The organism is Microbacterium schleiferi, assembly GCF_015565955.1.
In the GTDB taxonomy this organism is placed as follows: Bacteria; Actinomycetota; Actinomycetes; order Actinomycetales; family Microbacteriaceae; genus Microbacterium; species Microbacterium schleiferi_A.
The window spans coordinates 1,141,952-1,155,668 of record NZ_CP064760.1 but is presented as its reverse complement, the minus strand read 5'-3'; the positions used below and the strand labels follow the sequence as shown (position 1 = coordinate 1,155,668).

Here is a 13,717-nt window from a genome sequence, read left to right as displayed (position 1 = left end):
CCAATGAGCGTCTGCGACGTCCCGGTCATCTCCTCCGTCTGCGACGCCGTCGGCGAAGGAACCGCCTCCCTGGTCGCGGCCCCGTTCGACTGGCTCGGCCAGGCGATGGCCGGCGCCGCCGCATGGCTGTTCGAGGCCGTCTGGCAGGTGTTCGACACCACGACCCTCGTGGACGTCACCAGCCCGGAGTACATCGGCGTCTACAACGTCCTGTTCGGCGTTGCGGTCTTCGTGATGCTGATCTTCTTCTGCTTGCAGCTCATCACCGGCCTCATCCACCGCGACCCCACCGCAATGTCGCGCGCGGCGCTCGGGCTGGCGAAGAGCGTGCTCGGGTCGTTCCTGGTCATCACCCTCACGGCGCTGCTGCTGGAAGTCACCGACCAGCTCGCGGTCGGGATCGTGCAGGCCACCGGCAACTCGATGGAGACGATGGGCACCCAGATCGCGCTCCTCGCCACCGGCTTGGCGGGCATCAACATCGCCGCGCCCGGCGTCGGCGCGATCCTCACGATCTTCCTCGCGGGCCTTGCGATCAGCGCGGCGGCGATCGTGTGGTTCAGCCTCCTCATCCGCAAGGCGCTGCTGCTGGTCGCCATCGTCTTCGGCCCCATCGCCCTGGCCGGGGCGACGTGGGATGCGACCAAGGGATGGTTCGCCAAGTGGGCGGCGTTCGTCATCGCCCTGATCTTCTCCAAGCTCGTCCTGGTCGTGATCTTCCTCGTCGCCATCGCCCAGGTCGCCTCGCCCATCGAAGCCGACCTCGCCTCGATCAGCGACCCCATCGCCGGCGTGGTCTTGATGTTCGTGGCGAGCTTTGCGCCCTACATCACCTACAAGTTCCTGTCGTTCGTCGGCTTCGACATGTACCACGCGATGAGCTCCGAGCAGGAGGCGAAGTCCGCCCTCAACCGGCCCGTCCCGATCCCCGCCGCACCCTCCGCCGACACCGCGAAGAAGGTGCTCGACGGCGGCGGCGCACCCGCCGGGGGCGGATCGGGCGGCCCCGGTGCCGCCGGGTCGGCTGCCGGCGGACCATCCGGCGGCGCGGGCTCGAGCGCGGCCACCGCCGGGGGCGGAGCCGCCGCATCCTCAGCCGGTGCGGGCACAGCCGGGGGCGCGGGGGCCGGTGCCGCGGCTGGTGGCGCCGGTGCCGGCGCGGCGGCAGGGCCGGTCGGGTTGGCCGTGGTCGCCGGGGCCGCGGTCGTCAAAGGTGCCGCGACCGCCGGGCCGAAGCTCGGCGGCGCGGTCGGCGGGGCCGCCGAGAGCCACGCGGGACAGGCGGCCGAGCAGGCATCCCCGCCCCCTGTCCCGCCCGCACGTCCCGCGCCGTCGCAGGCTCCGGCCCAGCCGGCGCCGCGCCGGGCGGACCCGCCGTCGGCCCCGTCGTCCACGCCGTCCGGGAAGGAGTGACCGATGGCGACCAACACGCACAGCGACTACCAGCTCGCGCCCGTGCAGTTCTCCCGCCTCACCAAACGGGGGATCATGCTCGGCCTGTCCCTGCCGCAGCTCGTCGTGCTCGGCGTGGCGATCCTCACCGTCGTCGCTTCCCTCTACACCGCGGGCGGCATGGGCCTGGCCTGGACCTCGCCCCTGTGGGCCGGGGCCGCCCTGCTCGCGGTGATCCCCGCTGGCGGGCGGAAGGCGATCGAGTGGGTGCCGATCCTCGCTCGCTGGGTGTCGCGGACGTATCTCGGGCAGCTCGTCTACCGGCGCCGCATCATCAAGCCTCGCCCCGCCGGGACCCTCGCTCTGCCCGGCGATGCCGCGCCGCTGCGGGAGTGGGAGGACCCTGAGACCGGGGCCGCGATGATCCACGACCCGCACGCGCAGACACTCACCGCGATCCTCGGCGTCTCCCATCCCGCGTTCGTGCTCCTCGATCCGGGCGAGCAGCAGCGCCGCGTCTCCGGCTGGGGCCGCGTCTTGGCCGCCGCGTGCCGCTCCGGGCGGATCGCGCGGATTCAGGTGTCCGAGCGGACCTTGCCGGACTCCGGCACCGGCCTCGCGGAGTGGTGGCGCACCCACGGCACCAACGACCGCTCCTGGGCCGCGACCACCTACGCCGAGCTGATCGAGCGGGCCGGCCCCGCCGGGGAACGGCACGCGACCACCATCTCGCTCGCGCTGGACATGAAGGCCGCCGCCCGGCAGGTCAGGACCTCCGGCGGCGGGATGCGCGGGTCCGCGGCGGTGCTGCGCCAGGAGATGACCACCCTGACGACCGCGCTGCGGGCGGCGGAGCTGACCTCGACCGGGTGGCTGACCCCCGGCGAGGTCGCCGTCATCCTCCGCTCGGCCTACGACCCCGCCGTCGCACCCGCCCTGGAACGCCACGGCACCCTCGGCCGAGACCTCGCCACCGCCGGCCCGGTCGCGGTCACGGAGACGTGGGAGCGGCTGCGGTCGGACTCCGCGCACCATGCGGTGCTGTGGATCAGCGAGTGGCCCCGCTCGCAGGTCTTCCCCGGCTTCCTCGCCCCGCTGGTGCTGTCCAACGGCATCCTGCGCACCCTCGCCCTGCACTACACCCCGGTTCGCGCCGACCAGGCCGCCCGGGACCTGCGGAAGAAGAAGACCGAGCTCATCTCCGACGCCGCCCAGCGCCGCAAGATCGGCCAGGTCGAGGACGCCGGATCGTCCGCCGAGCTCGATGACGTGCTCCAGCAGGAGGCCGACCTGACCGCCGGGCACGGCGTGCTGCGCGTCTCCGGCCTCGTGTCCGTCTCCGCGTCGACCGTGGATGAGCTCGACGCTGCGGTGGCCGCGGTCGAGCAGGCCGCGATCCAAGCATCTTGCGAGACGCGGCGGCTCGTCGGCCAGCAGGCGGTCGCGTTCACCGTTGCCGCGCTGCCGCTGTGCCGCTCGGTGTGACCCGGCGCACCTGCCGAGCACCACCGACCCGACCTGTGAGGAGCCGATCATGCCGACCTTCGATGACCCGATGAAGGATGCCGCCGAGGCGTCCGCCGCGCTGCGCGGCCTCGCGCACGCGAGCCGCGCCTTCGATGACCCCGCCGACACCTACGCGGTGATCGGTGAGCTGCTGGCCGGCGTCCGGTCGCTGCGGCAGGTGCTCGGCCAGCTCGCGGAAACGCACGTCGCCGCCAGCGGCCAGGCCCGCACCGACGAGGGCGATCCGCTGATCGGTCGCGCGTTCGCCTACGCGGCAGCAGACATGCTGCGCGAGGCCGGCACCGTCCTGGACACGGTGGAGTTCCGCCTGGACACCGCCTCCCAGCACTCCGGCCGGATCGCCTGGCATCCCAAGGCCCCGCCGGACCCCGGTGGAAGCGGACCCGAGCGCACCACCGCACGGGCGGGGCAGCTCACGCTGACCGTGTGGGCGGACACGCCCCTGGGTGAGCATCAGCGCTACGCCTACCGCATCGAGGACGCCGCGACCGGGGAGGCCGTGGAGGGCCGGGACCTGTTCACCGGCGCCGGAGCCCCGGTCGCCCCGGAGCGGGCGGTGCGAGAGCTCGCCGGGTTCCTCTCCGCAGCGGGCGAGGCGCGGCAGTACGCGATCGACAACCCCGGCACGAGCCCGGAGAACGCGGGCCTGTTCCCGGAGCGCATCGCCGAGGCCGCGCGGGTGAACGCCGACGCGCTGAGCGAGCTGGCCGAACCCGGCCCCCAGCCCCCGGATGCCCCGGACGCCGCGGAGCCTGCCGCGGGGCGGCGGTGGATCAGCGTCGTGTTCCTCGACGGCGGCGAGGGCGACAGGATGCTCGACCTGATCCACGCCTCCGGCACGGACGCCGCGATCGAGCACCTGGCCGGGTACGACCACGGGGAGGACACCGTGCGCGACGCCCTCGCCAACGGGTACGTCTACGACAACCCACCGCGCGGGGCGCTGGACCGCGCGGCGACCAAGGACGTCTACACGCTCACCTACAGCCCGTTCCTCGGGCGCGTCTCCCTGCTGCGCGAGTACGACGCCGTGCCCGACCCGGAACTCCTCGGCATCGACACGCCCGCGCCCGCCGCGCGCCGCGCCGAGCGCCGGGCCGCTTCCGCGTCCCAGCCGGAGACGACCGACTGGTACGCCCGTGCCCCGCGCACGGCCTCACCCGGCCGGGGCGTCGCCCTGTGACCGGCCAGGACGAGGACCGGCTGCACACCAGCGTGCTCGTCGGCCCGGAAGGCGAGCAGCGCCGGCACCGCAAGGCACGACAGAAGGCCGCCGCCCAGGTCGAGGCCGACGCGCGCGCGAGCCGCAAGGCCGACGCGAAGGCGAAGTGGGACGCCGAGCAGGCCGAGCGCCGTGCGACGACCTACCTGCCCCGAGCGGCGAGCCGGGGGCAGCGGCGCTGCGCACGCCGGGCCGGTTCCGGCTCCCCAAGCACCAGGACACCTCCGCGACCCTCGCCGGCCAGTACCCGTTCCTCGCCGAAGGGGGCCTCGGCAGCGCGGGGGTGTTCGTCGGCCAGGACCTCTACTCCGGCGGCAGCTTCGTCTACGACCCGTGGGTGCTCTACCAGCGCGGCCTCATCACCGCCCCCAACGTCGTGCTCGCCGGGATCGTCGGTTCCGGCAAGTCGAGCCTTGCGAAGTCCCTCTACACCCGCTCCCTGCCGTTCGGCCGCCGCGTCTACGTCCCCGGCGACCCGAAAGGCGAGCACACCGCCGTCGCGGAGGCGGTCGGCGGCCGGGCGATCATCCTCGGCCACGGGCTGCGCAACCGCCTCAACCCGCTCGATGAAGGCCACCGCCCCTCGTCCGTCTCCGACATCGAGTGGGCCACGCAGGTCGCGTCCCGCCGCCGCGACCTGATCGGCGCGCTCGCGGAGACCGTGCTGGACCGGACTCTCTCGCCGTTGGAGCACACCGCCATCGACCTCGCTCTGCGGGATGCCGTGCGGAGCGCGGAGGTGCCGATCCTGCCGATGGTCGTCGACCGCGTGCTCGCCCCGAACCCCGCCGATGACCCGGACGGCCGGCTTGCCGAGGACGGGCGGCTGGTCGGCCACGCGCTGCGCCGGCTGGCGGCCGGCGACTTGCAGGGCTTGTTCGACGGCCCGAGCACGGTGCGCTTCGATCCGTCCTTGCCGATGGTGTCCCTCGACCTGTCCCGTGTCGCGGAGAACTCCACGCTGCTGTCCGTGCTGATGACCTGCTCCTCCGCCTGGATGGAAGCGGCCCTCTCGGACCCGGCCGGCGGGCAGCGGTGGGTGGTCTACGACGAAGCGTGGCGGCTGATGGCCTACCCGTCGCTGCTGCGGCGGATGGACGCCCAGTGGCGACTCGCCCGCCATTTCGGGATCGCCAACATGCTCATCTTCCACAAGCTTTCCGACCTCGACAATGTGGGCGATCAGGGCTCCGCGATGCGGGCGCTCGCCTCGTCGCTGCTGGCGAATGCCGAAACGCGGATCGTCTACCGGCAGGAAGCCGATCAGCTCGGTTCCACCGCTCTCGCGCTCGGGCTGACCGGTACCGAGCAGCGCCTTCTGTCGTCGCTCGGCACCGGGCAGGGGCTCTGGCGGATCAAGGACCGCTCCTTCGTCGTCCAGCACCAGCTCCACCCCGCCGAGCTCGCCGCGTTCGACACCACCGGCCGCATGAACGCAGAACTCCCGTGAGTTCATGAATCGTGAAGGCGAGTAGGTGGGGAACTTGCGTGTTGAGGTGCCGTCTCAGGATGTGTGAGGTCGTGAGTTCCGGGCGTCACGCCTGGACGGCTTCCGCGGCTCAGTTGGGAATCAGGCGTGGGATGAGGCGGACGAAGATCACCATGACGATGAGCTCGACGAGGGTCTGTGTGACCACCACGAGCGGGGCGAGGTCGAATGCCGCAGGCAGGGCGAGGACGAGCGGGAGGACGACGAGGGAGTTGCGGGTTGCGCCGCTGAAAACGATCGCCCTGCGGGCGGGCACGTCCAGTCGCGCGATCTTGGCGAATCCGGCGCCGATCGGGACCATGATTGCGGCGAACAGGACGTAGACGGGGATGGCAAGCAGGAGGGCGCCAAGCTGCTGTCCGACCCCAGCGATCTGAGAGGCTACGACGACGGCGAGGGTGAGCATCATCAGCGGCACCATCGCCCCCAGCACGGCTTCCTGGACGCGGTGGCCCCAGCGGGTGCGGGTGGCGGCGAGCTGGGTGAGGCCGGCAGCGGCCAGGGGCAGGACGATGAGCAGCCCGAACGCCTCGATGAAGGGGGCGAGGTCGATGGTGGCGACGAACTCGGCTCCGACGAACGCCCAGAGGTAGAACGGGAGCAGGAGCATCTGCGCGAGCATCAGCAGCGGGGCTGCCGCGAGCAGCCGGTCTTTCGCACCGCCGGCGATGCCGGTGAACACGATGACGTAGTCCACGCACGGCGTGAGCAGCACGAACAGCACCCCGACGAGGAGCACTTGGTTGTGGGCGACGATCCGCGACAGCAGCCAGACCACGACCGGCACGACGAGGAAGTTCACCACCATGACCGTGGCGAGGAATCGCGCGTCGCGGAATGCCTGGCCGATCTTCGAGAACGGGACGCCGAGGAAGGTCGCGTAGAGCAGCAGCGCGAGCACCGGGTTGATCGCGAGCTCGGCCGGATGCGCGACGGGCGGGATCAGCAGCCCGACGCTGGCACCGAGGGCAAGGGCGGCGAGGTAGAGGGGAACCTGGTATCGCTCCATCCACTCGACCGTCGTCCGCATGGGTCGATTCTCCCAGGCTTCCGATAGGTCACCGTTCGCTGTATGGTCATTACATGCTGACTGTTGCTCCGCGGGTTGACGTGATGAACCGGCTCGGCCGGGCGATGGCTGACCCGACCCGCTCTCGCATCCTGTTGTCTCTGCTGTCCGCGCCGGGGTATCCGGCGCAGCTCTCGCGCGATCTGGGGTTGACGCGCACGAACGTGTCGAACCATCTGTCGTGCCTGCGCGGCTGCGGGATCGTCGTGGCGACCCCGGAGGGTCGGCAGACGCGGTATGAGATCGCTGACCCGCATCTGACGAGGGCGCTGACCGCGTTGATGGATGTCGTGCTCGCGGTAGACGACGGCTACGACTGCCAGGACGAGCACTGCGACGTGCCGCTGTGCTGCGGGCCGGGGGCTCAGGCGTGAGCCGGGAGTGCTGCGGCCCCGACGAGGGCTTCGAGCGCACCCCGATCACCCTCACCCGCCGCCCGCCCCTTCCCGCCGACACGACCGTGCCTGGCTCTGATGCTCACGGGCGTCAAGAGCACGAGCACGACGACCACGGGCACGACGGCCACGATCACGATGACGAGCACGATCACGGCCACGGCCACGGCGGCGAGGACACCGCTTCGTGGTGGCGCGATCCGGGGATGCTGTTGCCGCTGGCCTCCGGGGTGCTGCTGCTGGCCGGATGGGTCCTGGAATGGGCGGGGGTTCCGGTCGCTCCGACGGTCGTGTGGGCGGTGGGTCTGCTCGCGGGGGCGTGGACGTTCGTGCCCGGCGCGATCCGCCGTCTGCTGCGCGGCAGGTTGGGTGTCGGGCTGCTGATGACGATCGCCGCGGTCGGGGCGGTGCTGCTCGGGCATGTGGGCGAGGCCGCCGCTCTGGCGTTCCTGTTCTCGATCGCGGAGGCGCTGGAGGACCGGGCGATGGACCGCGCCCGCGGGGGCCTCCGCGCGCTGCTGGCCCTCATCCCCGAGACCGCGACCGTCTCCCGCCTGTCCGGGGAGACAACCATCCCGGCCGCGGACATCCAGGAATTCGACATCCTCGTCGTCAAGCCCGGTGAGCGTGTCGCTACCGACGGCGTGGTCGTCTCGGGCCGTAGCAGCATCGACACGTCCGCGATCACCGGCGAGTCGATCCCCGTCGAGGTCGGCCCGGGTGTTGCGGTGCCTGCCGGGTCGATCAACGGAACCGGGGCATTGCAGATCGAGGCGACCGCGGATGGACGCGACAACTCGCTGACCACGATCGTCACGCTCGTTGAGCAGGCCAACGCTCGCAAGGGCGAGCGCGCCCGTCTGGCCGACCGGATCGCCCGCCCCCTGGTCCCGGCGATCTTGATCCTCGCCGCCGTCATCGTCGTGTTCGGGTTCATCGTCGGCGACCCGGCCCTGTGGACCGAGCGGGCGCTGGTCGTGCTGGTCGCCGCATCCCCGTGCGCGCTGGCGATCGCGGTGCCGGTCACGGTGATCTCCGCGATCGGCGCGGCCAGCCGCTTCGGCGTCATCATCAAGTCCGGCCACGCCTTCGAACAGCTCGGCGCCGTCCAAACAGTCGCACTCGACAAGACCGGCACCCTCACCCGTGGCCGCCCCGAGGTCGTCGCCGTCCACACCGCCCCCGGCTGTGACCGTGACACAGTGCTCGCCATCGCGGCAGGGCTCGAGCAGCACAGCACCCACCCCCTCGCCACCGCGATCCTCACCGCCGCTCCCCGCCCCGCGACGGTCACCGAGGTGACGGAGCACTCCGGGCAGGGCATCAGCGGCTGGCACGGCACCGAACTGGTGCGGGTCGGGTCGCCCCGATGGATCGACCCCGCGGGCCTTCGCGAGCAGGCGGCCCCGTTGGAGGAGCAGGGCATGACCGTCGCTGTGGTCGAGACCGCCGGGCAGGTCGCGGGCATCATCGGTATCCGCGACGAGCTGCGTCCCGAGGCCGCCGAAGCTGTCCGCGATCTGCACGCCGCGGGCATTGAGACGGTCATGCTCACCGGCGATAACGAGCGCACCGCCCGCGCTCTCGCCGCCCAGGCCGGCATCATCGAGGTCCGGGCCGAGCTGTTGCCTGCCGACAAGGCGTCCGCGATCGAAGCCTCCCGCCAGACCCGCCGCACTGCAATGATCGGCGACGGCATCAACGACGCGCCCGCTCTCGCCGCCGCCGACGTCGGGATCGCGATGGGCGTCACCGGCTCCGACGCCGCGATCGAGTCCGCCTCCGTCGCCTTCACCGGCACCGACCTGCGCCTCATCCCGAAAGCCCTGCTCCACGCCCGCCGCGGCCGGCGCATCATGACCGGGAACATCGGCCTGTCCCTGGCGATCATCATCGTGCTGCTGCCCCTGGCCCTGTTCGGCGTCCTCGGACTAGCCGGGGTAGTCCTGGTGCACGAGGTCGCGGAGGTCGTCGTCATCCTCAACGGCATCCGCGCCGCCCGACGCTCCGCCGCCCTCCTGACGGCATCGGCTTGATCCCCCTCGGGCCGCTGAACGTCCTCCCGATCGCATGCACACCCCCGGACCCCCGGGATGCCGCAGGGTCAGAGATGACAGACATTCCGTCTCGCGAAAACCTGCGAGCGGGAACTCATCCCGCACCGATATCACGAAATCAGCAACTCCATTGCGAATATCTCGATCAACCTGCTCTGAGCCTCCGCATGCTGCCATCCCGGCGCACCTAGCGTTCGTGGCAGCAACAGCAACCACGCGAACGGAAGAACGCACGGCATTCGGGACGCACGTCCCGAATGCGCTCGAGTCCTGAACCTCCGACCGGGTTCGGGAAACGCCCAGGCGGGAGAGGGCGGGCGCACCTGCTGGCTGGACGGCTCCACGGCTGTCCATCCGCTGAAAGCCAGGAGGACCGCCCATGTCTGTGTCGACCGATTCCCCGCCCCCGATCTGGACGCGCCCGCCAGGGGCCTTGCGGCACTGGATGGCCTCGCTGATGGTGATGCTCCTCGTCGCGGCCGGCTCCGTCATACTCAGCACCTCCCCGGCGCACGCGGGCAGTCACGGGGTCGGCTACGACGAGGGGCTGGGGTTCCTCGGCGCGTACAGCACCGACGTCGACGGGCGGCAGGCGTACTGCATCGACCTCGGTGCGAACGCCCCGTTCGGGCAGACCTCGGACCCGCAGACGGTGACCTCGCTGGACGAGCTGTCACGGCAGCAGCTCGCGGAGCTGAACTACGTGCTGGACCGGTGGGGCAGTCGGGCGATCCGAACCTCACCGCGGCCGTCGCGCTCTACGTGTGGTCGGTCGCCGATCCCGGCGTCTACAACAGCCACGGCATGTCCGGCGATGACTACTACGTCGCCCGCGCACCCGCCGGGGTGCGGGGCACGATCCTCGCCAACCTCGCCGTCATGCGGCAGGAAGCGTCCGTGAACGCAGTCGCCGACCCGTCCCTCTCCTTGAGCCTGTCCATGTCCGATCAGTACGCGGGGACGCTCACCGTCGCCGCGCATCCGTCGTCGTTGCAGGGCACCGCGACCCTCACCGGCGGCGTGTTCGCCGGCGGCGGGGCATCGCGCACGGTGGGCGCCGGGCAGTACGGCATCACGGGCACCCCGGCGGATGGTGCAGCCGCCTACCGCATCGAGGCGTCGATGAGCGTACCGGCCGCCGGGTACGGCGCCGCCGTCGACCTGTATACGACTGCGGATTCGCAGCGGATCATCGCCGCCGTCGCCGGGACCTCTACCGGTATCTCCGCGCACGCGGAGACGCCGGAGATCCCGTTGGACTTCCAGCCCGAGATCGGCACCCAGGTCGCCTCCCGCTACGTCGCCGAGGGCGATGCGTTCGTGGATCAGCTCACGGTGACCGTCACCAAGGGCACCTGGATCACCGTCGGCGGCACCCCTGTCCCCGTCACGGCAACCGGAATCCTCTACGGCCCGTTCGACGAGCAGCCCGCCGAAGCAGACACCGCACCACCTGGCACTCCGGTCGTCGGTGTTGAGGAGGTGACGTTGACCGGTGCCGGTTCCTACGCCTCTCCCGGCACGATCACCGCCCCGGAGTCAGGGTTCTACACGTGGGTCTGGCAGATCGACAAGACCACGCAGGGCGAGACTGGCAAGTATCTCTCGGACTCGTTCACCGACTGGTTCGGCCGCGTGACGGAGACTTCGGTGGTGCCGTTCCAGCCGCAGGCCGTGTCGGAGGCGGACCAGCATCTCGCGGTGCCGGGCGAGGCGTTGACGGACACGATCGAGGTGACCAGCAGCAACGGCGCCTGGCTCACGACGGACGGGCAGTTCATCCCGGTGATCTTCGAGGGCACCGCCTATCAGGTGCCCGGCACGCTCCCACCTGCCCAGGACGGCGACGTACCCGCAGACGCGGTGGCGCTCGGGACGGTGACGGTCACCGCGACCGGCCCCGGCACCTACACCTCACCGTCCGTGGCCGCGCCGACGGGCGGGTTCGTGACCTGGGTGTGGGGGGCACGCAAGGCCTCTCAGCCCGAGTGGGTGAGCGACTACCTCGCCGCCGACTGGGCAGATGAGTACGGCATCCCGGTGGAGACGACATCGATCAGGTGGCCGGTGACGACGACATCGCTGATGCGCGAGTACAACGTCCACAACGGCGGGCGCGCGTTCGACACCGTGACCGTCACCGGTTTCCCCGCGAACCACGGCGAGTTCACCGGCGACGGGTACTGGGACGCAGATGTCGACGAGCTCGTGCACACCATCTACGGCCCCTTCGCCGACGATGCCGTGCTCACCAACGATCTCGACCTGTCGGATGCGCCGGTGTTGACGACGATCACCACCCCGGCACGCAACGGCGTCTACCGGCTCGGCTACACCGATCAGGATGCGATCATCCCGACGAAGGCCGGCTACTACGTCCTCGTCACGACCTTCGCCGGTGATGACCGGGTACAGCCGTACTCCTCATCCCCAGCGGATGTGCTGGAACGCTTCTACGTCCCGCCAACCCCGGAAGTCGAGGTGCCGGTGACGGTGATCACGCAGGCGACCCGGGCGGCGCTCGTGGGTCAGCCGTTCGGTGACACCGCGCTCGTGCAGGGCACCATCCCCGACGGTGCCACGCTCACCTTCCGCGCCTACGGCCCGCAGGCCGGTGATGCGGCGCCCGTGTGTGAGACGCCGTCCTTCGAGTCCGACCCGATCCCGGTCACCCAGGCCGGCGTCTACACGTCACCGACCACGACCGTCGCCGAACCTGGCAACGTGTACTGGGTTGAAACCCTCTACGACGCCGACGGCACGGTACTCGTCGCGGGTGCGTGTGGGGCGCCGGGTGAGACCACCGTGGTTGGTGAACACCCCGCAGGTGTCATCGTGACCACGACGGCGGTTGCGACCGTCACCCTCGGTGACCCGGCGCACGATGTTGCGACGGTCACCGGCACGGTCCCGGTCGGGGCGACGCTCACCTTCGAGGCCTACCGGCAGGACGGCGACACCGCCACCTGCACGCCAGGTGAGCTCGAGTTCACCTCACCCGCGCAGCCCGTGACGGGGCCGGGCGAGTACATCTCGGAGGAGGTCGTGTTCGAGAAGGCCGGCACGTACTACTGGATCGAAACCCTCCACAGTGTGGATGGCACGGTGCTGCACCGTGGCGTGTGCGGGGCGCCGAACGAGACAACGACGGTCACACCCGTGGTGGTGACGCCCGACTCGCCGGAGTTGCCGCCGAACCTCGCGCTGACCGGTGGCGGGGATTGGATGCTGCCGCTCGGGATCGGCGCCGGAGTGTTCGGCCTCGCCGGTGTGCTGACGCTCTGGTTCGGTCGTCGTCTGGCGATCTACCGGGAGCGTAACGGGTACGTCCGAGAAGACGACGAGGAGTTTCAGAACCTGATCGACTCCATGAACGGCTGACCGAAGGCACCCCACCTACACGGTCAGCATCTCCAGGGAGGGCGCGAACCCCGGCCGGTTCGCGCCCTCCCGCACGCCATGCCAGGGGCAGCGAAGTGCACCTGTCGGGAAACGACCAGCAGGAGGAACCTTGATGCCCGAGACCACCGAACGCGATGCGCGCCTTGTTCTCGCGGTTCTCTCCGAGCCCGGCGACCGCATCACCGGCACCCTCCTGGGCGCCCTCGGTGCCGAGGAGACGCTGCGACTCGTCACCGCCGACACGGCCCTCCGGCCGGTGTTGATCCCGTCGAGGGGGCCGTATGGCGTGGACGACTTGCCGCCCGCATCACCCCGCGCGGGGTCGAGCAGGCCCGGGAGCAGAGCGACCGTCTCGGACTGCGCATCCTCACCCCAGGCACACCCGGCTGGCCGGAAGGCCTGTCAGACCTTGGTGTTCTCGCGCCGGTCGCCCTGTGGGTCAAAGGTGATGCCGGGCTGCTGACGAGCTCGTTGGGGAGCCGGGTCACGATGGTCGGGGCACGCGCGGCGACCGGGTACGGCGAGCACGTCGCCACCGAACTCGCCGCCGACCTCGCACAGTTGCCACGGGTGATCCTCTCCGGTGGCGCGTACGGGATCGACGGAGCCGCGCATAGTGCCGCGCTGGCCGTGCGCGCCGGTTCGACGGTCGCGGTGCTCGCATCCGGGCTGGACCGCTACTACCCGGCCGGGCACCAGGAACTCCTCGCCCGGGTCGCCAACACCGGCGCCGTGATCTCCGAAGCACCTCCCGGGGCGGCACCGACCCGGTGGAGGTTCCTGCAACGAGGCCGACTACTCGCCGCCCTGTCCGCATCAACGATCGTCGTCGAGGCCGGCTACCGGTCAGGATCGCTCCACACCGCCGCAGAAGCCCACCGTCTCGGACGGCCCGTCGGTGCCGTCCCTGGCCCGATCACCTCCGCGGCATCTGCGGGATGCCACCGATTGCTGCACGACCAGATGGCGACTGTCATCACCAGCACGGGCGACATCACCGCGCTCACCGACCCACCCGCGCCACCGGATGCACCCACTCTCTCGGCACCGGTCGGGAGGCCTCCGGCGCGAACGCTCTGACCGGAGCAGGGTGCGGCGGGTGCACCTGCCGGACATGACTACATCTCTGCCTTCCTTCTGCCCGATCTCTGCCTTCCTTCTGCC

General features: G+C 70.9%; 9 protein-coding genes and 1 pseudogene. 9 read left to right on the top strand and 1 reads right to left on the bottom strand.

Translation table 11 applies throughout. The features are described from left to right. Positions 1-3 precede the first annotated feature (3 nt). The 4 genes and pseudogenes from IT882_RS05450 (at position 4) to IT882_RS05435 (ending at position 5,591) form a co-directional block, all read left to right on the top strand. Positions 4-1,413 (top strand): conjugal transfer protein TrbL, encoded by a 1,410-nt coding sequence (locus IT882_RS05450; protein WP_195693489.1) that lies wholly within the window; start codon positions 4-6, stop codon positions 1,411-1,413. A gap of 3 nt (positions 1,414-1,416) precedes the next feature. Further along, positions 1,417-2,877, top strand: coding sequence for an SCO6880 family protein (locus tag IT882_RS05445; protein WP_195693488.1), 1,461 nt, complete (start codon positions 1,417-1,419; stop codon positions 2,875-2,877). 49 nt (positions 2,878-2,926) lie between these two features. Then, complete coding sequence (locus IT882_RS05440) at positions 2,927-4,102, top strand: hypothetical protein (RefSeq protein ID WP_195693487.1); 1,176 nt, start codon at positions 2,927-2,929, stop codon at positions 4,100-4,102. Continuing rightward, positions 4,099-5,591: pseudogene (locus IT882_RS05435) on the top strand (ATP-binding protein). The gene IT882_RS05440 and the pseudogene IT882_RS05435 overlap by 4 nt, the downstream one beginning before the upstream one ends. A 109-nt stretch (positions 5,592-5,700) precedes the next feature. Here the strand turns inward: IT882_RS05435 and IT882_RS05430 are convergent. Further along, a complete protein-coding gene (locus tag IT882_RS05430) occupies positions 5,701-6,660 on the bottom strand; it encodes an arsenic resistance protein (RefSeq protein ID WP_195693486.1) in 960 nt (319 codons plus the stop codon). 53 nt (positions 6,661-6,713) lie between these two features. Here IT882_RS05430 and cmtR point away from each other — a divergent pair, with 53 nt between their 5' ends. The 5 genes from cmtR to dprA all read left to right on the top strand — a co-directional run bounded on the left by cmtR (position 6,714) and on the right by dprA (position 13,633). Next, entirely contained in the window at positions 6,714-7,073 is a 360-nt protein-coding gene (gene cmtR, locus IT882_RS05425) for a Cd(II)/Pb(II)-sensing metalloregulatory transcriptional regulator CmtR (RefSeq protein WP_195693485.1), read from the top strand. Positions 7,074-7,300: 227 nt separating this feature from the next. Further along, the gene (locus tag IT882_RS05420; RefSeq protein WP_195694118.1) at positions 7,301-9,130 is read left to right on the top strand and encodes a heavy metal translocating P-type ATPase; all 1,830 of its coding nucleotides are present in this window, start codon (positions 7,301-7,303) and stop codon (positions 9,128-9,130) included. Between the two features lie 735 nt (positions 9,131-9,865). Continuing rightward, the gene (locus tag IT882_RS05415; protein ID WP_195693484.1) at positions 9,866-12,532 is read left to right on the top strand and encodes a hypothetical protein; all 2,667 of its coding nucleotides are present in this window, start codon (positions 9,866-9,868) and stop codon (positions 12,530-12,532) included. Positions 12,533-12,665: 133 nt separating this feature from the next. Next, positions 12,666-13,016, top strand: coding sequence for a hypothetical protein (locus IT882_RS16350; RefSeq protein ID WP_229382454.1), 351 nt, complete (start codon positions 12,666-12,668; stop codon positions 13,014-13,016). Next, a complete protein-coding gene (dprA, locus tag IT882_RS05410; protein WP_229382377.1) occupies positions 12,911-13,633 on the top strand; it encodes a DNA-processing protein DprA in 723 nt (240 codons plus the stop codon). Before IT882_RS16350 ends, dprA begins: the two co-directional genes overlap by 106 nt. Positions 13,634-13,717 lie beyond the last annotated feature (84 nt).